Raw genomic sequence first — 24421 nt, forward strand, 5'->3', positions numbered from 1 at the left:
GATAGATGACCCGCTATACCAGCGCTGTGGCGATGGCCGCACAGCGCTGGCCGTGTAACTTATTTTGCTAACGTTTCTGACAGGTGTGGCCGCATGCCTTTCACCATAGCTTGCAATACTTTTGGGCTGGCTGCAACAATGTTGCCGCTTTTCATGTGGTTATTGCCACCAGCAAAATCACAGACCATACCACCGGCTTCGCGGATGATTAGTTCACCTGCGGCAATATCCCAAGGCTTTAAGCCAATTTCCCAGAAACCGTCAAAACGACCGGCAGCGACATAAGCTAAATCTAAGGCGGCAGAACCGGTACGACGCATGTCGGCGCAGTCGGCAAAAAACGCGTTGAAGATTTTGCTGTAGCTGTCTAAATGGTGTTTGGCTTTAAACGGAAAACCGGTGGCTAAAATACTGCCTTGCATATCTGGCAGGTTATTTACCCGAATACGCGTACCGTTTAATTGTGCACCACGACCGCGAGACGCCGTGAACAATTCGCCACGTAGCGGATCGAAAATAACGGCTTGGTCTAGTTTACCTTGATGTTTTAAGGCAATAGAAACGGCAAAGTGTGGAATGCCTTTGATGAAGTTGGTTGTGCCATCCAACGGATCAATAATCCACTGGAATTCACTGTCATTGTTACCGTAATCGCCATGTTCTTCACCGACAATACCATGGGTTGGAAAAGATTTTTTTAACACCGCAACAATAGCTTGTTCAGCTTCGCGGTCAACGTTGGTAACAAAGTCGTTGCTGCCTTTCTGCAGTTTTTCAACCATGTCGAGCTGGCCACAAGCTCGTGCAATAATATTACCCGCGGTACGGGCAGCACGAATGGCGATGTTTAACATCGGATGCATAGCGATTACCTTATTTTAAAAAGAGCTGTATAAAGAACAATCAAAAGAGCGGCGCATATTGTAGCGGCTGCTTGAAAAAAGTAAAGCATTTGCCTCGGTGTTTCTTAATTTGTCTGTTGCAGTAAAAGGTTAAAAACGTGATAAATTGCTGGGGTTGTTCAGATAATATTCAGCCAGTAACCGCAGAATAAGCTTATGCTTGTTTAAAACCTTTGGGATATCTTGATGAACCTACTGACTCGATTGCTTGCTGTAGCGGCTTTGCTAAGTTTAACTGCCTGTGGCGCACTGCATACCAGTGTGGCTAAACGCCAGTTAGATGTGCAAACTAAAATGAGCTCAAGTATTTTTCTTGAGCCAGTCGATCCTGAATTACGCACGGTTTATGTTGATATTCGTAATACCTCTGACAAGCCTGAGTTTAATGTGCGGGAAGAGGTGATCTTGACGCTGCGCAGTCGCGGCTATCAAGTCATTGATAGCCCCTCAAAAGCCCACTACTGGTTACAGGCAAATGTGTTACAAGTTGGTCGTAGCAATGCTCGGGATAGTCAAGGTGCGCTTGCTGCTGGCCCAGGTGCGGTTGGTGGCGCAGTAACAGGTGCGGTGATCCATCGTTCAACAGGGGGGTCTGTTGGCGGTACGGCAGGTGCAGCGGTGGCGGGGGCCGTGGTCGGTACGGTAGTGGATGCCATGGTACAAGATGTTTATTACAGCGTGATCACCGATATCCAAATTATGGAGAGATTTGCTGGCCAAGTACAAGAGCGTTCTGAACATACGTTGTTGCAAGGTGATAGTGGCAGTACTCGGTCTAGTTATTCTCAGCAAACCAATATGCGTAAATATCAAACACGCATTGTCAGTTCAGCTAATCAAGCAAACCTAAAATGGGAAACCGCGGCACAGCCGTTAACCGATGGCGTCGCGCGTGCTTTAGCTGGGCTATTCTAAATGTCGTTGCTTTACAAAGGCGCGATCTTAAGCGGTTTACTGCTGTTATCCGGCTGCGGCGCGCTGCATACCTCCGTGAGTAAGGGCAAGCTTGATGTGCAAATGCGCATGAGCGAAACCATTTATTTGGATCCGGTTGAAGCCGAATTACGCACGGTATTTTTAGATATCCGCCAAACGGCGGCGGAGTATCAACGGCCACTCATGCGCGATGTGGCGTCGTTGTTGACCGCCCGCGGTTATCAGTTAGTCAATGCCCCCAGTGCTGCGCAGTATTGGTTGCAGGTCAATATTCGTACCGTATTAAACCAACCACCGCAGCAAGTGCTTCGTGAACAATACGGCATGAGTGAGCAACAAATTGCCGAGTTTATGCGCCCGGGTAGCAGTGTTGTTGCCAATAACACGCCGGCAACGCGCCGTCGCGCGTCTGGCCCTGGTGTAGTTTATGCCGATGCCGGCTTTTCTACTGATATTGATACCAAAGATGTGGTGCGTGCTTTAGCCGTGGTTGCGGTGATTGTAGGCGCAGAATATGTTGGTAATCAGTTGGTGAAAGATAAATACTTTACCTTGTTAGCCGATATTCAAATTGCCGAGCGAATTGCCCCAGACAGCGATGAGCTTGTGCTGGACCAGAGCGAACAGCGCTTATGGCAAGGGGATAGTGGCCAGTTAGAATTGCTCTGGGAGCAACATACCGATCGGCGTAAGTATCAGGTGAAGTTGCTAGGCTTTGCCAATAAAGCCAATTTAACGTGGGAAGAAGCCGAACCCTCTTTGCATAACGGTATATTACGATCTTTGGCCGGCATTTTTTAACGGCGTTACGCTCAAAACGTTATCAAAGCCAAGGCAACATTATTTCCAATACTGCTCAACTGTAATATTGCCGGGGTTACGCCGCAGGTTTTTGGTTAAACCCATGCCTTCCAATAAGGCTTTAGTGTCGGTAATCATTTGTGGGTTACCACAAAGCATTACCTGTGATTTTGGGTTTAGCAACTGACCGCACTGTTGTTGTAACTGCTGGCTGTTTATTAATTTGGGTATCCTATCTTGCAGGGCACCAGGGTAGGTTTCGCGGGTAACGATCGGCTGATAGTGTAACTGCTCGGGATTCTTTGCCACAAAGCTGGCTATCAGGTCTTTATAGGTTAAATCGGCTGCGTTGCTGACACTGTGTACTAGAATAATATGGGCGAAGCGCTGATAAGGTTCAGCGGTGGCTAGCATCGATAAATAGGGGCCTATGCCGGTGCCAGTGGCAATCAGCCACAAGTTGTCGCCGTCAGGTACTTCATCCAGAATAAAAAAACCAGTAGCCGGCTGACTAATTCCCAGCGTATCGCCAGGCGTTAATTGCTGTAATAATGGCGATAACAAGCCATCGGCAACGGTGCTGACTAAAAACTCCTGATATTCGCTGTCAGGTGGGTTAACCAGTGAATAAGCGCGCTGAATCCTTCCTTCAGGGCCATCAATGGCCAGTCTGACAAACTGACCGGCAATAAAAGGGAGTGGCCCGGTCTTGGCTTTTAAGCTGAATAAATTTCCGGTCCAGTGAATTGTTTCCGCTATCGTCGCATTTAACCATTGCGCCATGGCGTTCTCCGGTTTACTTTAATTTGATTAGCATAGCAGCTTAACGCAGAGGGTGTAATGGAAACCATCAGCTGGCAAGACTTTGCCAAAGTAGAACTTCGGGTAGGCACCATTATCGCTGTAGACGATTTTCCTGAGGCCCGAAAACCCGCCTATAAACTGCAATTAGATTTTGGCAGCGACATTGGTATCAAAAAATCCAGTGCCCAGATCACTAGCTTATATAGTAAAGCGCAATTATTGGGTAAGCAGGTCATGGCAGTGGTAAATTTTCCAGCTAAGCAAATCGGCCCTATGCAGTCAGAGTGTCTGGTTACCGGTTTTGCCAGAGAAGATGGTGCTATCGTGCTGGTATCAGTAGACAGCCCGGTGCCCAATGGGGCTAAGTTGGGATAACGCCACTGCTTAACTACAGAAGCATAGTCACCAATCAGCGCTTGTTGTTGTGGCGTCAGGCAGATATCGGCTTTTATCAGCCAATGGCTTAGCGGATTTGCCACACAACAGCGGTAAGCTGGCTTGTTTGCGGCGCAATGAGAAATAGCTTTGCGCTGGAAGGGGCAGTTCAGGCTAAATTTATGTAAAAATAGCAGGCTACTGTTAATCTGGGCTTTGTTCATGTCAGAATATTTATTTGTCTATGGCACGCTTCGCCAACATGCCCCGCGCCGGGCAGCTGGCAATCGTTGCTATCAGTTACTGCAGCAATATGCCAGCCTCGTCGGGCTGGGTGGTTTGCAGGCTAAGCTGTATTTGGTCGATTATTACCCCGGTGCCGTGCCAAGTAACGACCCCGCTTGGCAGGTTGTTGGTGAAGTTTATCAGCTAGCGAAAGCTGCAAATTTACTCACAGAGCTGGATGCCTATGAAGAGTGCGGCCCTGGTTTTGCTAGCCCCACTGAATATCTGCGACTTAAACAACCCGTCACCCTGCAAAATGGTGCAGCGGTTACTGCTTGGGTCTATGTTTACAACCGCGCGACGGATGATTTAAAGCCCATTTTATCAGGTGATTTTACGCTGGCTGGAAACTGATCGTGACTTTGGAATAGAAAAGGCCGCTATGCGGCCTTTTTACAGTTAAAGCAGATGTTTAGTGACGGAAATGGCGAACGCCGGTAAACACCATAGCCATACCGTGCTCATCTGCGGCGGCAATGACCTCGGCATCGCGCATTGAACCACCTGGCTGGATCACCGCAGTAATACCAGCAGCAGCGGCAGCATCAATACCGTCGCGGAACGGGAAGAAGGCATCAGAGGCCATGACAGAGCCTTTGACTTCTAAGTTTTCGTCCGCGGCTTTGATGCCTGCGATTTTTGCGCTGTAAACGCGGCTCATTTGGCCGGCGCCGACGCCAATGGTCATGCTGTCTTTCACATAAACAATGGCATTCGATTTCACAAACTTGGCGACTTTCCAGCAGAACAATAAATCTTTTAACTCTTGTTCGGTGGGTTGGCGCTGACTCACTACCTTTAAATCAGCCGCTGTTACAGTAGCTTGATCGCGGTCTTGCAATAAGATGCCACCGTTGACTTGCTTGATATCCACGGCAGCACTGGCGGCAGCAAATTCGCCACAGACTAATAAGCGTACATTCGGCTTAGTGGCAACAACCGCGACCGCAGCAGCGGTGGCGCTAGGGGCAATAATCACTTCGACAAATTGACGACTAACGATTTCTTTCGCCGTGGTGTCATCTAACTCGCGGTTAAAGGCGATAATGCCGCCAAACGCTGAGGTAGGATCGGTTGCATAAGCGCGGTTATAAGCCGCCAGAATGTTTTCACCAATAGCCACACCACAAGGGTTGGCGTGCTTAACGATCACACAGGCCGGTTCGGCAAATTCTTTTACACACTCTAAAGCGGCATCGGTGTCGGCAATATTGTTGTAAGACAGGGCCTTACCTTGCAATTGTGTGGCGCTGGCAACCGATGCTTCATTGGCGCCGGCTTGTACATAAAACGCCGCCGTTTGATGGCTGTTTTCGCCGTAACGTAAATCTTGTTTTTTCACGAATTGGCTATTAAAGGTGCGAGGGAACTTGCTCGCCGGCGCGGTGGGCGTGTCATATGCCGGTAACATGGCTCCGAAGTAATTGGCGATCATGCCATCATATTGTGCGGTATGTTCAAAGGCGCTAATAGCTAAACTAAAGCGCGTAGCATGAGTGGTGGCACCGTCATGTGCTTGCATTTCAGCCAATACCATCGCGTAATCGTCAGCATTGACAATAATTGTCACGTCTTGATGGTTTTTAGCGGCAGCACGCACCATGGTTGGGCCACCGATATCGATATTCTCAATAGCATCAGCTAATGAACAATCCGCTTTGGCTACGGTGTTAGCGAATGGGTAAAGGTTCACGACAACTAAATCGATCGGGCCGATGTTATTTGCCGTCATCACAGCTTCATCGATGCCACGGCGCGCTAAAATACCACCATGAATTTTCGGGTGTAGCGTTTTAACACGACCATCCATAATTTCAGGGTGGCCGGTGTAATCAGAAACTTCAATTACGGCAATACCTTGCTCGGCTAATAATTTAGCTGTGCCACCGGTAGATAAAATCTCTACTTGCATGGCGCTGAGTGCCTTGGCGAATTCAACAATACCGGTTTTATCAGATACGCTCAAAAGGGCGCGGCGGACAGGACGAAGTGTGCTCATCAGGATTATCTCGTTGTAGCTAAAAGAAAGAGTGACATGGCGTAAGCCGGGCTGGAACAGAGCTTAGCAGCGAAGTTTTACCCTGATCCAGCTAATAAAAAAGCACCCGAAGGTGCTTGGTAGCAGGGCCGAACCCTGCGGGGCATTACGACATGCCGTATTGTTTAAGTTTCTTACGCAGCGTACCGCGGTTGATACCCATTAAGTTAGCGGCGCGTGTTTGATTGCCGCGGGTATATTTCATCACTTCTTCCAGTAGCGGGCGTTCTAATTCAGATAAAACCAGCTCGTACAGGTCGTTAACATCTTGGCCGTTTAACTGTTGCAGATAGTTAGCAACGGCTTTTTGCGCGGCGTTAGATAAAGCCTGTGGCTTTTCCTGAGTTTGTACGTGGGCGTTAGTAATAAATGGCGAAGTAACGTTCGAATTAAACATTGCTTTTTCTCTTTTACGTTAGGTGGCTGCTAGTTTATGAAAATAGTCATTTAATGCATCAAGCTGCGTTAATGCCAGCTCAATGCCATTGAATTCACTGCGAAAAACTCCTTGTGGATCATGTTCTGCCAAGTACCATCCGACATGTTTGCGGGCGATACGAGCACCGGCGTGTTCACCATACAATTGGTGTAAGCCTTGCACATGCTCCAACAGGATTTGCTGCACTTCTGAAACTGAAGGTGCGGCTAATTTCTGTCCTGTTGCCAAATAATGTACTACTTCCCGAAAAATCCATGGTCGACCTTGAGCTGCACGGCCAATCATCACGGCGTCAGCTCCGGTGTAGTCCAGCACAAAACGTGCTTTTTCCGGGGTGGTAATATCACCATTCGCCATTACTGGTATCGATACTTGCTGCTTAATTGCGGCAATGGTGTCGTACTCAGCTTCTCCTTTATACATACAAGCTTTGGTACGACCATGTACCGCGAGTGCCTGTATGCCATTATCTTCAGCAATACGCGCAATTTGCACGCCATTGCGATTATCCGGATCCCAACCTGTACGGATCTTTAACGTTACAGGAACGTCAACGGCATTAACCACCGCTTGGATAATCTGTTCAACCAACTCGGGGTACTGCAATAAAGCAGACCCAGCCAGTTTTTTATTTACCTTCTTGGCAGGGCATCCCATATTAATGTCGATAATATGTGCGCCAATCTCGACATTATAACGGGCTGCTGCCGCCATTTGTTCAGGATCACTGCCGGCAATTTGCACCGAACGGATCCCAGACTCCTGACGATGGCCCATGCGATTCTGTGATTTTTCACTCTGCCAGACCAGCGGATTGCTCGACAGCATTTCTGACACAGCTAAAGCTGCACCGAAGCGCCGACAAAGCTCACGAAAAGTGTGATCGGTTACTCCTGCCATCGGAGCACAAACTACCTTATTCGCTAACTGATATGGACCTATGCGCACCACTGAATCCAAGGCTCTACCTCCAAGGGGCGCTAAGTTTACGGATTTTTGTCACTAAAGCAAAGGTTATTATTTAAACAAAACCTGCTTTTTTTTGACCTTTCAGGGATTGACATTCCCTAAAAGGCTGAAAAGCCGTGTTTTCTCAAGCTTATGTTAGCGCCAGTGCTGATGTCGCTAAAAAGATAATTGAGTTGTTGTTGTTTTTATCACCAACCCAAAAGTCAAAAGCCTGACTGAATAGACGCTGAATTAAACGTTTCTTCTGGCGCTTAAACGTACCCATTCTTCCTGTTCGGCAATGGGATCAAAAGTAAACTCAGCGGCATAGGCATCGATCACACTTTGCGCTTGGCTTTGCAAGATGCCCGAGAGCGCCAATAAGCCCCCCGGTTTTACATAGGCACTAATAATACTAGAGAGTTCAGCCAAAGGACCGGCTAAAATGTTGGCTACCACCACATCGGCTTGAAGTTGTGGCTGATCTTTAGGTAAGTACAATTCTATTTGATTCAGCACATCGTTACGTTCCGCGTTGGCGCGTGAAGCCATAATGGCTTGTGGGTCGATATCCACGCCAATAACACGGCTGGCACCCAGTTTTAACGCGGCAATACCTAAAATACCCGAGCCGCAACCAAAGTCGACCACGGTTTGACCATGGCTTATGTGTGCGTCAAGCCATTGCATGCACAGTGCGGTCGTTGGGTGAGTGCCGGTACCAAACGCTAAGCCAGGGTCTAGCATCACATTCACCGCAGTAGGATCAGGGATAGGGCGCCAGCTAGGACATACCCATAGCCGCTCGCCAAATTTGATCGGATGAAAGTTATCCATCCATTCGCGTTCCCAGTCTTTATCTTCTAACTGTTCTAGCTTGTAGCTGACGCCTTCCTTAAATAATGCAGTACTTTCAAGCTGCGCAATCACTTTTTGCATCGGGTGTTCGGCATCGAATAGCCCCATCACCACGGTATTGGCCCAATAAATCACTTCACCTGGCATCGGCTCGTAGATCGGCGTGTCTTGCGCATCCAGAAAGGTGACCGCCTGCGCGCCCCAGCTCATTAGCATGTCGCTGACCTGTTCGGCTTTCTTTTCAGTGGTCGTGACGCGTAATTGGATCCAAGGCATAGCGGTTCTCTACAAGCGAAAAAAGGCGCTTATTATAGCGCCAGCAACCAGCAGAGATCCAATGAATGCCAAAAGAAAAAGGGCCGGCAGGCCCTTTTCAGTTTCACGTGAGTAAAACGCTGTTATTTAATACCCAATTTCTTTTCCAGATAATGGATATTGGTACCGCCTTTACAGAAACCGGCATCGCGCATAATGTCTTTATGCAATGGAATGTTAGTTTTGATACCTTCCACTAATAACTCGTCTAAGGCATTGCGCATCCGCGCCAGAGCGATATCACGGGTCTCACCGTAGGTGATTAACTTACCGACCATCGAATCATAGTTTGGTGGTACCGTGTAATCAGCATAGATGTGCGAGTCCCAGCGAATACCATTACCACCCGGTGGATGGAAACGCGTGATCTTACCCGGTGATGGGATAAAGCTCACTGGATCTTCAGCATTGATCCGACACTCAATGGCATGGCCACGGATAACGATGTCTTCTTGCTTGATGGTCAACGGCATACCCGAGGCAACACGCAGTTGCTCTTTAATTAAGTCGACACCGCTAATCATTTCGGTAACCGGGTGCTCTACTTGAATACGGGTGTTCATCTCGATAAAGAAGAATTCACCATTTTCAAATAAGAACTCAAAAGTACCGGCGCCACGGTAATTCATCACTTTACAGGCATCGACACATCGGCCACCGATAAAGGCACGCAGTTCAGGGGTAATACCCGGCGCTGGCGCTTCTTCTACCACTTTTTGGTGGCGACGCTGCATTGAACAGTCACGCTCACCTAAGTGGATGGCGTTACCTTGGCCATCAGCTAAAACTTGAATTTCGATATGACGTGGATTTTCCAGGAATTTCTCCATATACACCATGTCATTACCAAATGCGGCTTTCGCTTCGGCTTTCGTCATCTCGATAGAGCTGACTAATTCTTCTTCAGTACGCACCACTCGCATACCACGACCACCGCCGCCGCCAGCCGCTTTAACGATAATCGGATACCCGATGCGCTTCGCAATCTTCATGTTAACAGCAGCGTCATCGCCTACCGCACCATCAGAGCCTGGCACGCATGGCACGCCGGCTTTTTTCATCGCTTCAATGGCTGACACTTTGTCACCCATTAGGCGGATAGAATCCGGATGTGGACCGATAAACACTAAGCCGCTTTCTTCAACTTGTTGCGCAAAATCAGCGCGTTCAGCCAAGAAACCATAGCCTGGGTGGATCGCTTGCGCATTAGTCACTTCAGCAGCCGCAATTAATGCGGGTATATTTAAGTAGCTTTGCGGTGAAGGTGCTGGGCCAATACAAATGGTTTCGTCAGCTAACAACACGTGTTTTAAATTACGGTCAACAGTAGAGTGTACTGCTACCGTTTTGATACCGAGTTCTTTGCACGCACGCAAAATGCGTAGGGCAATTTCGCCTCGGTTGGCTATCAGGACTTTTTCTAACATTAGTCAGCCTTAATGTTATTCGATAATAAAAATTGGCTGGTCAAATTCAACCGGCTCGCCGTTTTCAACCAAGATTTCTTTTACCACACCCGCTTTATCTGCTTGGATTTGGTTCATCATCTTCATGGCTTCAACAATACATAAGGTGTCACCCACTTTTACGGCTTGACCCACTTCCACGAAATTTTTCGACGTTGGCGATGCAGCACGATAGAAAGAACCCACCATCGGTGATTTCATAACATGACCCGTGACTACTGGTTTTGCTTCCACTGCGGCAGCCGTGGGTGCCGCAGGTGCTGGAGCAGGCGCCTGCATTGGCGCTGGCGCATAATGCATAGGTTGTGGCGCATAATGTTGTGCGGGGCCATGGCGACTGATGCGTACCGATTCTTCGCCTTCAGTAATTTCTAATTCAGAAATGCCAGACTCTTCCAGCAATTCAATTAATTTTTTAATTTTTCTAATATCCATGTCTTTCGCCTGATTGAGTTAGGTTTGATTATGTGAATGTAAATAAGATACTGCCGCGTCTAAAGCATAGTGATAGCCTTTAGCGCCGAGGCCGCAGATCACGCCTCGGGCAATATCGGATAAATAAGAGTGATGCCGAAAGCTTTCCCGCGCATGTACATTAGATAAGTGTACTTCGATAAAAGGGATCGCAACCGCTAACAACGCATCGCGCAGTGCAATGCTGGTATGGGTATAAGCACCAGGGTTAATAATGATAAAATCTTGCTGTTGATAGCTTTGCTGGATGGCGTTGATTAATTCATGCTCAGCATTAGATTGCAGGGCTTGTAATTGCACATCTAAAGAAGCGGCTTGTTGCTGCAGTGCGCTAACAATATCCGCTAAGCTGGCAGCACCATAGGTGGCCGGCTCACGTACGCCCAACATATTTAAATTTGGGCCATTTAACAGTAATATGCGCAAAGTTGCTGCCATCTTTCCCTATCCACTTATAAAATGCTGCTACCACCAACAAACGCCTTGTTTGCTGAAGTTAATGCAGCACTTTAGGGCGAAACCGGTCTGGTTGTCGAGAGCCAACTGGCAGTTACCTGCCTTATTATAGTGAAATCGCAGCAAATGGCAGCAAAATACTGGTCTTATCAGCCAGTGGCTGTCTGGATGTCTGTTGCGAGCGATGCCCGCAACGTCAGTTTTGCAAGTTGCGGCGAACGCTATCGTTCGCCGACAGACATTAATTGATGATGCTATTTAAATGCGCGGCAAAAGGCGCTGCAGCTTGAAAGCCCGTAACACGGCTTTGGGTTAGTTCCGTGCCATCAGGAGCAAAGAACAACAAGGTGGGTAAACCGAGTACTTGGTAGCTATCCAATAATGCTGCGTCGGCACGTGACATCGTGGTGACATCAATTTTAATCAAGCGCATTTGTGACGTTAACGCCGTCACTTCAGGTTTGGTGAAGGTCAGTTGCTCAAACTCTTTACAGGCGACACACCATTCCGCATAGAGATCAACCATGGTGTATTGCCCCGCAGCTGCCGCCAACCGTAATTGTTCAGCCAGCTGTTCAGCGGTGTTGATTTCGATAAAACCCAAGGCATTAACTTTAAATTCGCCTTGCTGGCTGCTTTGCTGGCTAGGCGCTGGCAGTGTTGTTGCTGGGCGCCAGTGGTTTAAATTAAGCCAAAAAGCACCGAGTAACAGCATTTGTGCTATTACAGCTAAAATCGCTTTGCCACTCGGGTTTTGCAACGTAAATAACAGCCGATATAAATACACCACCAATACTAGCGTTAAGCCAGTGCCCAGTAACAAGATAGTGCTGTAAGGTAAAAATCGTTCTAACAAAATGAGCGGCACCGCCAGTAACAAGAAACCGAAGATGTTTTTTACAGCATTCATCCAATTGCCCGCTTTAGGCAGTAAACGGCCACCGGATGTACCCAGCAGCAATAGAGGCAGCCCCATTCCTAAGCTCAAGACATACAGGGTTAAGGCCCCGATAACTAAGTCGCCACTTTGTGCCACATACAAGAGCGCGGCTGAAAGGGGTGCTGTGGTGCAAGGCGAAGCGATTAAACCCGATAACGCCCCCATGACAAAAGCGCCTTTTAACGAGCCGCCCTGTTGTTTATTGCTAAGCCCTGATATTTTCGCCTGCCAACTGGATGGTAATTGAAAATTAAATACACCAAACATTGCTAGGGCTAAAACGACAAAGATGACGGAGGCAACAATAAGAACACTGGGGTGTTGCAGCCAAGCTTGAAACTTTACACCCAGGCTGGCGACCACCAACCCAAGAGCAGAGTATGTCAGTGCCATGCCTTGCACATAAGACATGGATAAACCAAATGCACGACGAGTCGAAAGTTGTTTCCCTTGGCCGACGATAATACCGCTTAAAATGGGGTACATCGGAAACACACAAGGTGTGAAAGATAAGCCTAAACCTAATAGAAAAAATACGCCTAGGCTTGCCAATAAGGTTCCCTGATTAAGTTTATCAATAAGTCCATACTGGCTCGATATTGCGTTAGTGGCAGTGCTAGCCTCGACATCCGCTGTACTGGATATTGCCGTGCCGTCAGTTCCTTGCTGGAGTGGAATTTCAACACTTTTCGGCGGGTAACAAAAACCGGCTTCAGCGCAGCCCATATACTGAACACGAAAAATAGCGTCTTCATCAATATCGCTTAACGGGATCTTTAATTGCAATTGATGGTAATACACCTCGGTTTTGCCAAAGAACTCGTCTTCAATGGTCATGCTAGCAGGGTAGGTCGGGTGTGAAAAACTGACGGCTACGCCGCCGAGTTTAAATTTATCGCGATACATATAGTAGCCATCAGCGATAGTCCAATTCAGTAATAAAGCGCCATCTTGTTGCCGGTAATCCAACACAAAGGCTTGTTCAACTGGCAGAAATTGCGGCTGCGCTTGCAGTAGGCTATTTAATACCGAATTTTTGTTCGCTAGTGCATTACTTTGTTGTGCTTGGGCAAAACCCGTTAAGGTTAGGGTAAGAACCAAGCTTAAAAGCAGCAAATAAAAACGTTTAATGATCACCTAGGGTTACCTCATTTATCCATTGACCGTAGGGTGCATGCAGCCGAGTCAGCGGTAAAGCAATAATTTCTGGCACAGTGTACGGGTGAATGGCCAAGATGGCTTGTTCTATTGCGGTAAAGTTAACGGCTGGTGCTTTTAACTGCAATTGTATTTCCACACTGTGCTCAATTTGGCCTTGCCAGCGGTAACTGGAACGAATATCCGGCAATCGATTGATACAAGCGACTAACTGCTGGGACAGTAAGCTTTCGGTGATGCGCTGTGCGCTGCTGTCATCAGGGCAATTACAGAGAATCAATAAATAGGGCGTCATCGTCGGTTCCCAATCTGAAGCACAATGAAAAGTGATTATAAGCGAAAGCGACCTTAAAAAAATGCAGGTTTTTTTACAACAGCCCTTGGAATTTTTTCGTCAGCGCCCCATATAGCGAACACACAATTTAACACCCTTGTTAAACATAAAACTCGCTTTAGGAGATAGAGCATGAATATTCGTCCATTACATGATCGTGTCATCATCAAACGTACCGAAGCTGAAAGCAAATCAGCTGGCGGCATCGTGCTGACCGGGGCTTCTGCCGAAAAATCTACCCGTGGTGAAGTCGTTGCAGTTGGCAATGGTCGTATCTTAGATAACGGTAACGTTAAGCCACTAGAAGTAAAAGTTGGCGACAAAGTATTGTTCGGTGCTTATGTAGAGCGCACAGAAAAAATTGATGGTCAGGAATATGTTATCACCAAAGAAGACAACATCTTAGGTGTGATTCTGGATTAATTTTCACACTTCTCTGATCAATTATTAATCGTATTTGAGGATATATAACATGGCTGCAAAAGACGTACGTTTTGGCGACGAAGCTCGCAATAAAATGCTGAAAGGCGTAAATATTCTGGCTAACGCGGTACGCGTTACCTTAGGCCCAAAAGGCCGTAATGTTATTTTAGATAAGTCATTCGGTTCACCTGTTATCACTAAAGACGGTGTTTCTGTTGCCAAAGAAATCGAGTTAGAAGACAAATTCGAGAATATGGGCGCACAGATGGTGAAAGAAGTCGCATCTAAAGCCAATGACGAAGCCGGTGACGGTACCACTACCGCAACGGTATTAGCGCAAAACATCATCAACGAAGGTGTTAAAGCTGTTGCTGCTGGCATGAATCCAATGGATTTAAAGCGCGGTATCGACAAAGCAGTAATTGCTGCCGTTGAAGAGCTGAAAAAACTTTCTCAGCCTTGTGCCGATAGCAAAGCGATTGCGCAAGTAGGTACTATTTCTGCTAACTCTGACGAAGAAATCGGTAACATTATTGCCGAAGCTATGGACAAAGTAGGCAAAGAAGGCGTGATCACTGTTGAAGAAGGTCAAGGCCTGAACAACGAGTTAGACGTGGTTGAAGGTATGCAATTCGACCGTGGTTACCTGTCTCCTTACTTCATCAACAACCAAGAAGCCGGTCAGGTTGAACTAGATAATCCATACATCTTAGCCGTTGATAAGAAAATCTCGAATATCCGTGAATTATTACCGGTATTAGAAGGTGTGGCGAAATCAGGCAAGCCATTGTTAATTATTGCAGAAGACGTTGAAGGCGAAGCCTTGGCGACTTTAGTAGTGAATAACATGCGCGGCATCGTGAAAATCTCTGCGGTTAAAGCCCCAGGTTTCGGCGATCGTCGTAAAGCCATGTTACAAGACATTGCTACACTGACTGGCGGTACTGTGATTTCTGAAGAAATCGGTATGGAGCTAGAAAAAGCCACGCTGGAAGATTTAGGTACTGCTAAGCGCGTGGTTATCACGAAAGATAACACAACTATTATTGATGGTGCCGGTGATCAGGCGGCTATCGATGGTCGTGTGAAGCAAATTCGTCAGCAAATCGAAGAAGCCACTTCTGACTACGATAAAGAGAAACTGCAAGAGCGTCTGGCGAAACTAGCTGGCGGTGTAGCGGTAATCAAAGTCGGTGCGGCGACTGAAATAGAAATGAAAGAGAAGAAGCACCGTGTTGAAGATGCGCTGCATGCAACTCGCGCAGCAGTAGAAGAAGGCGTAGTGCCTGGCGGTGGTGTAGCTTTAGTGCGCGTAGCTGCTTCTTTAGTGGGCATGACTGGCGCAAACGAAGATCAAACGCACGGTATCAAAATTGCGCTACGCGCAATGGAAGCACCACTGCGTCAAATCGTTTCTAACGCCGGTGAAGAGCCGTCAGTGGTTGTAAACAAAGTGAAAGAAGGTACAGGTAACTACGGTTACAATGCCGCGACTGATGTTTACGGCGACATGTTAGAAATGGGTATCCTTGACCCAACTAAAGTAACGCGTTCTGCATTGCAGTTTGCTGCTTCTGTTGGTTCACTGATGATCACCACCGAAGCTATGGTAACTGAATTACCAAAAGATGATGCGCCTGCAATGCCTGATATGGGCGGCATGGGTGGCATGGGCGGCATGATGTAATCTGCCCAAGCATCTTTTTTCGATGTGTTAAAAACCCGTAAAGCGCTGCTTTACGGGTTTTTTTATCGGTAAATTCACTGCTTTAAGTCGCATTTTAATGATTTAAATTTACATCACGCTTGATATGGTTTTCTATTTAGTCGCTAATTATCCGTATGAAAACCATTGTATTGCCCTAAATAGGTTTTGTTTTCTTGTGTTTTTAGCCCATTTAGCCTGTCCATTTAGTCCTAAATGCAGGTGTTTTAAGCTGAGGTTTTGCTTAAAACATCACGGTTATTGGCTCTTTTTACACCACACTCAAAATGCTGAACGGTATTATATTTATGCTGTTTTTCGCCGTAATTTTGTACGGCTTCTGTTATAATAAACGCCTTGTGGCGCAGTAGAAAAAAGTCGAGCTAAAACTCTAACTTATTGATGTTTAAATTGAATTGTAACGAAGCATCCAGTAAATAACCTAATAAAAGGAAGCGAAATGAAAGTTGTGTGCATCGGCGAAATGTTAATTGACTTTGTTTGTACAGATACGAACGCAGGCTTAGTTAACGGCGTAAATTACGTGAAAAAATCAGGTGGTGCGCCGGCGAATGTGGCGGCCTGTATTGGTAAATTAGGTGCGGATGTTTCGTTGGTAGCGGCCGTGGGTAACGATCCTTATGGTCAGTATTTAACTGAAGAAATTAAAGCTTATCATGTGAACACGGATTTTGTGTCGACATTACCGATGTCGACCACTTTTGCTTTTGTGTCATTAGCGGATAACGGTGAGCGTGAATTTGCGTTTAACCGCGGTGCCGATGAGCAACTGTGTCTGAGCGATGCAGCAATTGAGCAATTAACCGATGATGCCATTGTACATTTAGGTTCAGCCACGGCTTTACTGGGTGGCGAACTTAGCGCCAGTTATTTACGTTTGGCCACTGCCGCTAAACGTAAGGGTAATATCATTTGTTTTGATCCCAATTTTAGAATTGGCCTTTGGCAAAACCGTGAAGAAGAATTCAAAGCTAAGTGCGAGCACTATTTTGCGCTGGCCGATATCGTTAAAGTAAGCGATGACGAATTAGTATTGTTAAGTAATGAAACCGATATGCAAAAAGGCTGTCAGTACTTTCATGATTTAGGCGTGAAGATTGTACTGGTTACTTTGGGCCCTAAAGGCTGTTTAATTTCACATCTGGGGCAGCAGACTTTAGTGCCAGCTTATGAAATAACCGCCATCGACACCACAGGGGCGGGTGACTCTTTTATTGGTGCTGTATTGTTTAAGATGTCGCAAACGGCCCCTGGCGACCATTTTTATCGTGAGCAAATTGCCGATTTCGTGGCTTTTGCCGGTAAAGTGAGTGGTTTGGTCTGTGCCACTATTGGTGCAATGGCTGCATTACCCACCTTGGCTGAAGTAGAAGCCGGTACTTTTATTGTTAAAAAGTAAGTAGGCGTAACCTCGCAAGCCTGCATCAGGCAGTGCTTGCTGGGTAATTAACATCAGCGCGGGGAACACGGTTAAATGCGGTTACATTTCTAAAGCGGTAAGTCGCTACTTAGCAAAGGCTCCGCAGTATACTCGTTGGTGTTCAACCCGTTGATCATGTTCGAACGCAAAGCACCTAACAGTGACAACACTTTATATTCACTCGCAGCAATAGCGTACTGGCCACATCGCGCTGTGAATACAGTTGTTCTTTTTCTTGCTTGCTGGTAGATATTACAGGTATTGGCATCGGATAGAGTTTTGCATGGATATGCTCGGCCATCCTTATCACTTGATCATCCGATGATGAATTATTTAGTGCTTAGCAGCGCTGTGGCATAGTAATTAAGTAAAGTCAGGTGTTGGCAGCCACCTTTGAAAGAGGCTGTAACCATGTCAAAGTGTGGCCTAATTACAGAGCGATACGGCTTGCTCGGATGACGAGAAGCGCTTTCATTTAGGCGGAGTGTCAGTTTGTATGGCCATTTTATGCGGTTAAGCAACAGCATACCGTTTGTCAGTTGCCGTGTTCAGCTTGCATAAAGCTAACTTAGCCTATACCTTTAAATGTTGTAATAACTCATCAGTTATTCGAGGAGGTTAAAATGCGTAACAGTATATTAGCAATGACGCTGCTAGCGTGGTCAGGGCTTAGTGTCGCAGCAGCCGAGCTAACACTAAACTTTGATGATCCCAAAGGTTTTACTGATGTAAGGCCGACTAATGATACCCGTAGTCGCTATTCTGAAAGAGTGGTCGCGGCATTTACTGACTCCTTTAACGAGTTGGCCGCAGAAATGCCAGCCGGATATAAATGGCAAGTCACGGTAACCGATATTGATTTAGCGGGTGATGTTGACTATTTTGCTGGGCCAGCCGGTCAAGCTTTACGCATTGTTAAAGATATTCATTCGCCTGCTATTCGCTTTACACACCAATTACTCGATGCCAGTGGTCAGACGGTGTTAAGTGGCGAGGTAAAGGAGCGTGATATGGGCTTTTTGCAGCGCCTAGGCCGAGCCAATTCGCGTAAAGAATTTGAATTTGAGCATAAAATGCTGGAAGACTGGTTTAAGAAAACGGTAAAGCCTGCTTTGAATGACTAGTACCGGTATCGGTAGTCAATCACAAACCATGTGTGAAAGGGGTAACGGCTAAGCGGTTACCCCTTTTTTGTTATTTGGTGATGTGTCGAAACTCAGCCAAGGTTTTGTGTAACAGTTTGAGTTGTCGAACCACACGCTCTAAAGTTGCGGTATTGAATTGCTGGCTTTGCCGCATCGCCGCGATGTGTTCTGCAGTTTCAGCTAAGTAAGGCATAAAACGATTACTTTGCGCACTAAATCCGGCTTCTTTAGCAAATACCGCCTGATGATTAGCCTTACCTTCTTGTTGCAATTGCTCTAGCAGTGCATCGGCATCGAGGGCTTTACGATAAAGCTCTTTTAGATTGTCATCCAGTTGTTCCAGTAGAGTATCCATAACGCATCTTTTCAAATCATTAAAATTAGCGAGCTATTATGCCATAAAGGCTGTGGTAGCAGAGTCCAAAACAGAGATAATTTGTGTCGAGCCATTCCATTCTAAAATGTTTTGTTATACTATATCTTTTCTTTGATTTCGTGTTTTAAGGATATCGCAGTGATTGCCAAAGCGAGAGTGTTGTTTGATAAGGTAGGAATAATGGTCACATCGTTATGTGCCATTCATTGCATTATGCTACCTGTCATTCTGCCTATCTTACCTTTGTTAGGTTTAACTGCCGGCCACAACCATGCGTTTGAAGGCATAGTGTTACTGCTGACCATGGCCTTAGGTTTCTTTACTTTATTTGTGGGTTTTCATCGTTATCATCGTAAACTTTACCCATTTTATGCGTTGTTTTTAGGTGGTTTTATTTATTGGCAACGTGGTGCTTGGGGTAGCGAATACGAACACCTTATTTTGATTGTCGGTGCCACCTTAGTGGTGTCAGCGCATGTTATGAATATGCGCTTATGTAACAGTTGCAATAGCTGCGAAGACGAACATCAACCGTCTTAATTCTGCAAACGCATCTTTAAAATCCCGCTACGGCGGGATTTTTGTTTCTGACGATTTACTGCTTTTTGCGCCGTTTAGTTTGACGCTGAAAGGCGCTGTCGGCTGCGCGCCGGATAATTGCTAAAGATCCCATCTACGCCATAGTGCTGCAGCCGCGCAATATCATCGGCTTGATCCACGGTATACACATAGACTTTTAAACCACGGGTTTTGGCGTCATCGACAAACGCTTGGTTAATAAAGCTAACATCACAATGTACCGAGTAAGCTCCCAGTTGTTCTGCAAAAGCTGCATAATCAAGCGGTAAGCTGGCCGTTAACGCCCCCAGTTTTAAACTAGGCTGCGCGCGTTTAATGGTATGCAATAAATGGTGATTAAACGATGAAATCAGCAAGCGTTGGCTATCGAAAGCTAATTCTTGCTCGGCTCGTTGCAGTAATTTAAGCAAGGGCTCGGCGGTATCCGCGCCTTTTAATTCAATATTTAACCACGCCTTGGTTACCTGCACATATTGCAACACTTGCCACAGTGTCGGTACGCGCTCACCGCGCCCGGCATCAAGCTGCTGTAATTGGGCTAAAGAAAACTGATATAAGCTGCCTTGCCCATTCGTGGTGCGTGCCACATGATGATCATGGATAACGACCAACTCACCTTGCAGTGCAAACACATCTATCTCAATAGCATCTGCGCCTTGAGCTATCGCTTGCTCAATCGCCAATAGTGTATTTTCTGGATACTCACCACTGGCACCACGATGCGCGATGATTTGCATACTCATTCCTTAAAAACTCTTTTTACTTAGTTTACTGCAGATAAAGGGCCGGTTGCGGATTTTTTTCATCAGCTTGACGGGGCAACTGAAAGTAAATAGCCAAGATTAGAGAGGTTTAGCTGAGGAGGCAGTGAAAAAGGGCGTTGTGACGAGAAAGAAGAGAAGAGCAGGACATCCGTATATCCTGCTCAGGTATTACTGTTTAGGTTATGTTAGCAAATGGCGTACCCATGCGAGTGACGGTGCCGGGTTGCTGATCGGCTAAAAATGCAACTTTGCCAGCAGGGAAAGCTAAGATAACCGTTGAGCCGAGTTTAAAGCGGCCCATTTCGGCGCCTTTTTCTAAACGAACACTGTTTAAACCGCTCGCCGGATAATTCCAACGGAAAATACTGCTGCCCGCTGGTGGCGTGACGGTACCGGCCCAGACGGTTTCAATGCTAGCAACGATCGTAGCACCGACTAATACCAAGGCCATTGGGCCAAACTCGGTATCAAAAATCGTTACCACGCGTTCGTTACGGGCAAATAAATCAGGCACGTTTTCAGCCGTTAATGGATTAACCGAAAACAACTCGCCGGGCACATAGATCATTTCACGTAATACGCCAGTTACCGGCATATGAATACGGTGATAGTCTTTCGGTGCTAAGTAAATGGTTGCAAATTCACCACCTAAGAAAGGCGCGGCGGTTTGTTCTTTACCCCCTAATAAGCTTTGTAAGCTGTAGTTATGGTTTTTAGCTTGCACCAGTTGGCCTGAGACAATTTCACCCAGCTGGCTAATAGCGCCGTCCACTGGATGGGTGATAATCGCCGGATCGCTGTCCAGCGGGCGAATACCGTCTTTTAACGGCCGAGTAAAAAACTCATTAAAACTGGCATAGTCACTGGCGCGTTCAAATTTAGCTTCCTGCATGTTGATGTTATAGGCTTTGATGAACAGTTTAATCAGCGCATGGCTGATAAAGCCTAAACGGGCAGCGGCCAATTTACCCACTAAGCGGGAAATTAAATGCTTTGGTAGCATATATTGCAGGGTGATTTTTAGTTTATCCATAGCGGGTCGATACTCTTAAAATTAAAAATGATTCGGTTTATCCTGCGTCATGCTGGTCAGGATTTTTAAATAACTGTCGTAACGTTCTTGGCTGATCGCGTTTTCAGCTACGGCATGTTGAATGGCGCAGCCGGGGTCTGTGATATGTTTACAGTCGCGGAATTTACAGCGCCCCAGCCAAGGTCGAAATTCAATAAAACCTTGCGTTACTTCTTCAGGTGATAAGTGCCATAAAGCAAATTCGCGGATCCCTGGCGAGTCGATCAGTTCACCACCTTCTGGCAAATGATATAACCGCGATACGGTTGTGGTGTGCTGTCCCAGCCCTGAAAGCGTTGACACTTCACGCGTTACTGCCGCCAAACCTGGCATCAATGCATTCATCAACGACGACTTACCCACACCAGATTGACCAACAAAAATACTGGTACCACTGTGAATATACTCTTGCAGTGTACTCATACCCTGGCCGCTGTTGGCGCTTAATAGCAAACAGGTGTAATTGAGTTGGCGATACAGTGCAAGTTGCTGTTCTAATTCTGCTTGCGCGGTCTCATCGAGTAAATCGGCTTTATTAATGACGAGCAAGGGTTTAATGCCGGTCATCTCTGCCGCGACTAAATAGCGGTCAATAATATTAAAAGACAATGCCGGAAGAATGGCAGAGACAATAATCATCAGGTCAATATTGGCTGCCACAGGTTTTAGGCCGTCATAGAAATCAGGACGTAACAAAACCGAACGGCGTTCTTCGACTGCTTCAATCACGCCATCAATACTGCCAGTAGCCTGGGTGCTGCGCCGCCATATTACGGTGTCGCCCGTAACCACCGAACTGATGGTGCGCCGCATACTGCAACGGATCACCTTACCTTGGGCATCTTCAACGTCGGCATGCTGACCAAAGCGACTGAGTACCAAACCTGGCTCAGGCGCTAATAAGAGTTGTTCATCCCAGTCGACGGCACCTTTTTTAGCATTACGTTGTAAACGTCGCTGCTCATTTTTGGCAATTCGATCGTGCTGGCGCTGTGTTAGATGTTTTTTCTTGGTCACTGGTTACCGTTTTTCTGTAAAGGATGCTATTACTGTTAAGCTTAGGACGTGTATCATACCTGCAATCTGGGTTGTAACAAAGCAGCAAACGTTTCAGCCCACTCACTTCAGAAAGGTACTGAATAATTATGACAGTGAATGATAGCAACTTGGTTTGGCTTGATTTAGAAATGACGGGGCTGGAACCAAAAACCGATGTTATTTTAGAGATGGCCACTATTGTGACGGACAGCGAGTTAAATATCTTAGCCGAAGGTCCGGTCTTTGCCATTAAAACCGCGGATGATGTGTTGGCGAATATGAACCCTTGGTGTGTTGAGCAACACGGTAAGAGTGGCTTAACGGCTCGTTGTCGTGCCAGTGACGTTACGCTAGCCGACGCGGTTGAGCAAACACTGGCCTTTTTAAGTCGCTATGTTAGCCCGGGTAAATCGCCGATGTGTGGCAATAGTATAGGGCAAGACCGGCGTTTTTTGGCAGAATATGCGCCTGAGTTTGAAAGCTTCTTTCATTATCGAAATGTCGATGTCAGCACGATAAAAGAGTTAGCGAAACGCTGGGCGCCTGAAGTGATTAAACACGTACAAAAAACCAACAGCCACTTGGCGATGGACGACATTCGTGAGTCAATTGCTGAATTAGTGACCTATCGCACACATTTTTTTCGAATTCCTTAAAAAAATGCTTGCATCGATTGGCCAGTTTTGTAAAATGCGCGCCATCAGTAAGCAACTTCGGTTGCAAGCATGATGCGAGTTTAGCTCAGTTGGTAGAGCGCTACCTTGCCAAGGTCGAGGTCACGAGTTCGAATCTCGTAACTCGCTCCAAATTAGAAAAGCAGCCCTAGTGGCTGCTTTTCGCTTTTCTGAATCTGCGATATTGCCAAATATCTTTTTTTAGACAACAATTTCTAGCAAAATGTTATGTTGAGACACACTGCTAAGGATTTGCAATGGCGCTCTCCCCATGTGTTAGAAACTGCTGTCTAGACCAACACGACTGCTGTTTGGGATGTGGCCGTTTATTGGCTGAAATTACCGAATGGCATCAGGCTAATGAGCAACGAAAAACGGAAATTGTCGAGCAGGCGGCAGCACGACGAGCAGAGCGGCCTGTTAATCAGTTTAACTATCTCGCGGCAGACCCTTCTGAATAATCCGTACTAAACGTTCGGTACTTCTTGGTAATAAATTAGCTTGTTGCCAGCTTTTTTGTTTTTGCTGTGCTAGCGCCCAGCGAATATGCTCTTTTACTAACTCACTGGCGTCAGCCAACCGTTGCTGTAATATCTCACTAATAGCAGGGTCATAAGGCGCATTGCCCAGCGCAACGGCAATGTTTCGTTGCCAGCGTTCAAAGCCAATCCGCCTAATGGCGCTGCCTTCGGTTAACTGCAAAAAGGTCGCCTCATCCCATTGAAAAAGTGCCAGCAGTGACTGATCTTGCCAGTGTGGACGACGTTGAAAATCGCTTTCCTGACTCAATGGCGCGGCTCGATTTATCGGGCAGACTAATTGGCAATCATCACAGCCATAAATACGATTGCCGATTTGCGCTCGAAACTGTTCAGGGATCGCATCGGCTAATTCAATAGTGAGATACGAGATACAGCGGCGGGCATCAACAACATAAGGCGCCACTATGGCACCTGTTGGGCAACTGGTTATGCAAGCCACGCAGCTACCGCAATCGCCGTTGTGTGGCGTGTCGATGGGCAAATCGAGATTCACCAGTAATTCGCCAAGGAAAAACCACGAACCAGCTTGCTCGGCTAACACCAAGCTATGCTTGCCAACCCAGCCTATACCGGCTTTTTGTGCTAAAGGCCGTTCTAAAATGGGCGCCGAGTCGACAAAAGGGCGGCCGGCTAATTCAGCACTGAGTGTGGCAATCTTCTGGCCCAGTTGCTTTAAACGTTGGCGCATTAATTTATGATAATCTCGCCCCAGCGCATAACGGCTGATATAGGCCAACTTAGGATCGGCTAAGTTAGTGGCAAAACCTGCTTGCTGTGGTAAATAATCTAGGCGAACGCTAATGACACTGAGCGTACCGGGTTGTAATTCAGTGGGTCTGGCACGCAACATGCCGTGTTGCGCCATATAATGCATTTCACCATGGAAGCCAGCGTCTAACCACTGCTGTAAGTGCGCTTCATGCTCAGCTAAGTCAGGTTTAGTAATACCACAGGCCTGAAAACCTAATTCAGCGGCCCATTGTTTAATTTGATCTGCTAGCTGCTGTTTTTCCATACTGAACTCTGTATTCGTCATATCGCGCTTTTCTAGGCGCTACTTTAACATAAATTGTCAGTGGTCTTTTGGCATTTAGACTTCACCTCGATGGCTATAAGTGGCTAACTAGCGGGAA

27 protein-coding genes and 1 tRNA gene are annotated in these 24421 nt (G+C 46.7%); 12 read left to right on the forward strand and 16 right to left on the reverse strand.

All coding sequences use genetic code 11. From position 1 onward, the window contains the following. Nucleotides 1–59 precede the first annotated feature (59 nt). A complete protein-coding gene (suhB, locus tag ACUJFL_RS04160) occupies nt 60–863 on the reverse strand; it encodes an inositol-1-monophosphatase (protein WP_226749478.1) in 804 nt (267 codons plus the stop codon). A 225-nt stretch (nt 864–1088) separates the two neighbouring features. Between suhB and ACUJFL_RS04165 the strand changes: the two genes are divergently transcribed. Both ACUJFL_RS04165 and traT read left to right on the forward strand, forming a co-directional pair. Beyond that, the gene (locus ACUJFL_RS04165; RefSeq protein WP_226749479.1) at nt 1089–1817 is read left to right on the forward strand and encodes a complement resistance protein TraT; all 729 of its coding nucleotides are present in this window, start codon (nt 1089–1091) and stop codon (nt 1815–1817) included. Next, nucleotides 1818–2639: a complement resistance protein TraT gene (traT, locus tag ACUJFL_RS04170; protein WP_226749480.1), complete on the forward strand. Its 822-nt coding sequence runs from the start codon at nt 1818–1820 to the stop codon at nt 2637–2639. It begins immediately after the preceding gene. 39 nt (nt 2640–2678) lie between these two features. Here the strand turns inward: traT and ACUJFL_RS04175 are convergent, their stop codons facing one another. Continuing rightward, nucleotides 2679–3422 (reverse strand): ferredoxin--NADP reductase, encoded by a 744-nt coding sequence (locus ACUJFL_RS04175; RefSeq protein WP_226749481.1) that lies wholly within the window; start codon nt 3420–3422, stop codon nt 2679–2681. Nucleotides 3423–3479: 57 nt separating this feature from the next. Between ACUJFL_RS04175 and ACUJFL_RS04180 the strand changes: the two genes are divergently transcribed. Both ACUJFL_RS04180 and ACUJFL_RS04185 read left to right on the forward strand, forming a co-directional pair. Then, complete coding sequence (locus ACUJFL_RS04180) at nt 3480–3818, forward strand: tRNA-binding protein (protein WP_226749482.1); 339 nt, start codon at nt 3480–3482, stop codon at nt 3816–3818. Nucleotides 3819–4040: 222 nt separating this feature from the next. Beyond that, nucleotides 4041–4457, forward strand: a complete 417-nt coding sequence (locus ACUJFL_RS04185) for a gamma-glutamylcyclotransferase family protein (RefSeq protein ID WP_445428580.1) — start codon at nt 4041–4043, stop codon at nt 4455–4457. A 58-nt stretch (nt 4458–4515) separates the two neighbouring features. On the opposite strand, the gene purH is transcribed toward ACUJFL_RS04185, so the two are convergent. From purH to cutA, 9 genes are all read right to left on the reverse strand, one after another. Next, nucleotides 4516–6102, reverse strand: coding sequence for a bifunctional phosphoribosylaminoimidazolecarboxamide formyltransferase/IMP cyclohydrolase (gene purH / locus ACUJFL_RS04190; RefSeq protein WP_445428581.1), 1587 nt, complete (start codon nt 6100–6102; stop codon nt 4516–4518). A 145-nt stretch (nt 6103–6247) separates the two neighbouring features. Continuing rightward, nucleotides 6248–6538, reverse strand: coding sequence for a DNA-binding transcriptional regulator Fis (gene fis, locus ACUJFL_RS04195; protein WP_068228306.1), 291 nt, complete (start codon nt 6536–6538; stop codon nt 6248–6250). An 18-nt stretch (nt 6539–6556) separates the two neighbouring features. Further along, the gene (gene dusB / locus ACUJFL_RS04200; RefSeq protein WP_226749485.1) at nt 6557–7528 is read right to left on the reverse strand and encodes a tRNA dihydrouridine synthase DusB; all 972 of its coding nucleotides are present in this window, start codon (nt 7526–7528) and stop codon (nt 6557–6559) included. A gap of 252 nt (nt 7529–7780) precedes the next feature. Next, nucleotides 7781–8662: a 50S ribosomal protein L11 methyltransferase gene (gene prmA / locus ACUJFL_RS04205; protein ID WP_445428582.1), complete on the reverse strand. Its 882-nt coding sequence runs from the start codon at nt 8660–8662 to the stop codon at nt 7781–7783. A 122-nt stretch (nt 8663–8784) separates the two neighbouring features. Beyond that, entirely contained in the window at nt 8785–10128 is a 1344-nt protein-coding gene (gene accC / locus ACUJFL_RS04210) for an acetyl-CoA carboxylase biotin carboxylase subunit (RefSeq protein ID WP_226749487.1), read from the reverse strand. 15 nt (nt 10129–10143) lie between these two features. Beyond that, nucleotides 10144–10602, reverse strand: a complete 459-nt coding sequence (gene accB, locus ACUJFL_RS04215) for an acetyl-CoA carboxylase biotin carboxyl carrier protein (protein ID WP_306177127.1) — start codon at nt 10600–10602, stop codon at nt 10144–10146. Nucleotides 10603–10620: 18 nt separating this feature from the next. After that, entirely contained in the window at nt 10621–11079 is a 459-nt protein-coding gene (aroQ, locus tag ACUJFL_RS04220) for a type II 3-dehydroquinate dehydratase (protein ID WP_226749489.1), read from the reverse strand. Between the two features lie 259 nt (nt 11080–11338). Beyond that, nucleotides 11339–13174, reverse strand: coding sequence for a protein-disulfide reductase DsbD (locus ACUJFL_RS04225; RefSeq protein WP_445428583.1), 1836 nt, complete (start codon nt 13172–13174; stop codon nt 11339–11341). Next, a complete protein-coding gene (gene cutA / locus ACUJFL_RS04230; RefSeq protein ID WP_226749491.1) occupies nt 13164–13490 on the reverse strand; it encodes a divalent-cation tolerance protein CutA in 327 nt (108 codons plus the stop codon). The genes ACUJFL_RS04225 and cutA overlap by 11 nt, the downstream gene beginning before the upstream one ends. 171 nt (nt 13491–13661) lie before the next feature. Here cutA and ACUJFL_RS04235 point away from each other — a divergent pair, with 171 nt between their 5' ends. The 4 genes from ACUJFL_RS04235 to ACUJFL_RS04250 all read left to right on the forward strand — a co-directional run bounded on the left by ACUJFL_RS04235 (nt 13662) and on the right by ACUJFL_RS04250 (nt 18222). After that, on the forward strand, nt 13662–13952 hold the full coding sequence (locus ACUJFL_RS04235) for a co-chaperone GroES (RefSeq protein ID WP_226749492.1): 291 nt from the start codon (nt 13662–13664) through the stop codon (nt 13950–13952). Nucleotides 13953–14001: 49 nt separating this feature from the next. Then, entirely contained in the window at nt 14002–15639 is a 1638-nt protein-coding gene (groL, locus tag ACUJFL_RS04240; protein WP_226749493.1) for a chaperonin GroEL, read from the forward strand. Nucleotides 15640–16117: 478 nt separating this feature from the next. After that, on the forward strand, nt 16118–17077 hold the full coding sequence (locus tag ACUJFL_RS04245) for a carbohydrate kinase family protein (protein WP_445426217.1): 960 nt from the start codon (nt 16118–16120) through the stop codon (nt 17075–17077). A gap of 644 nt (nt 17078–17721) precedes the next feature. Further along, the gene (locus ACUJFL_RS04250) at nt 17722–18222 is read left to right on the forward strand and encodes a DUF3016 domain-containing protein (protein ID WP_226749497.1); all 501 of its coding nucleotides are present in this window, start codon (nt 17722–17724) and stop codon (nt 18220–18222) included. A 70-nt stretch (nt 18223–18292) separates the two neighbouring features. On the opposite strand, the gene ACUJFL_RS04255 is transcribed toward ACUJFL_RS04250, so the two are convergent. After that, a complete protein-coding gene (locus tag ACUJFL_RS04255; protein ID WP_229585298.1) occupies nt 18293–18598 on the reverse strand; it encodes a primosomal replication protein PriC in 306 nt (101 codons plus the stop codon). Between the two features lie 177 nt (nt 18599–18775). On the opposite strand from ACUJFL_RS04255, the gene ACUJFL_RS04260 reads away from it, so the two are divergent. Continuing rightward, on the forward strand, nt 18776–19159 hold the full coding sequence (locus ACUJFL_RS04260) for a MerC domain-containing protein (protein WP_445426759.1): 384 nt from the start codon (nt 18776–18778) through the stop codon (nt 19157–19159). A gap of 74 nt (nt 19160–19233) precedes the next feature. Here the strand turns inward: ACUJFL_RS04260 and ACUJFL_RS04265 are convergent, their stop codons facing one another. The 3 genes from ACUJFL_RS04265 to rsgA form a co-directional block, all read right to left on the reverse strand. Next, the gene (locus ACUJFL_RS04265) at nt 19234–19935 is read right to left on the reverse strand and encodes a glycerophosphodiester phosphodiesterase (protein WP_445428584.1); all 702 of its coding nucleotides are present in this window, start codon (nt 19933–19935) and stop codon (nt 19234–19236) included. 202 nt (nt 19936–20137) lie between these two features. After that, the gene (asd, locus tag ACUJFL_RS04270) at nt 20138–20995 is read right to left on the reverse strand and encodes an archaetidylserine decarboxylase (protein ID WP_445428585.1); all 858 of its coding nucleotides are present in this window, start codon (nt 20993–20995) and stop codon (nt 20138–20140) included. A 21-nt stretch (nt 20996–21016) separates the two neighbouring features. Then, the gene (gene rsgA / locus ACUJFL_RS04275; RefSeq protein ID WP_226749502.1) at nt 21017–22051 is read right to left on the reverse strand and encodes a small ribosomal subunit biogenesis GTPase RsgA; all 1035 of its coding nucleotides are present in this window, start codon (nt 22049–22051) and stop codon (nt 21017–21019) included. A 128-nt stretch (nt 22052–22179) separates the two neighbouring features. Here rsgA and orn point away from each other — a divergent pair, with 128 nt between their 5' ends. The 3 genes from orn to ACUJFL_RS04290 all read left to right on the forward strand — a co-directional run bounded on the left by orn (nt 22180) and on the right by ACUJFL_RS04290 (nt 23207). Next, nucleotides 22180–22728 carry an oligoribonuclease gene (orn, locus tag ACUJFL_RS04280; protein ID WP_226749503.1) on the forward strand — a complete coding sequence of 183 codons (549 nt, stop codon included), beginning with the start codon at nt 22180–22182 and terminating at the stop codon, nt 22726–22728. Nucleotides 22729–22802: 74 nt separating this feature from the next. After that, nucleotides 22803–22878 (forward strand) — tRNA-Gly (locus ACUJFL_RS04285). A gap of 125 nt (nt 22879–23003) precedes the next feature. Next, nucleotides 23004–23207, forward strand: a complete 204-nt coding sequence (locus ACUJFL_RS04290; protein ID WP_226749504.1) for a DUF1289 domain-containing protein — start codon at nt 23004–23006, stop codon at nt 23205–23207. Here ACUJFL_RS04290 and queG read toward each other — a convergent pair. Then, nucleotides 23176–24324, reverse strand: a complete 1149-nt coding sequence (gene queG, locus ACUJFL_RS04295) for a tRNA epoxyqueuosine(34) reductase QueG (RefSeq protein WP_445428586.1) — start codon at nt 24322–24324, stop codon at nt 23176–23178. The genes ACUJFL_RS04290 and queG overlap by 32 nt on opposite strands. Nucleotides 24325–24421: the final 97 nt, after the last annotated feature.

Source organism: Alishewanella sp. HL-SH05 (assembly GCF_052655985.1).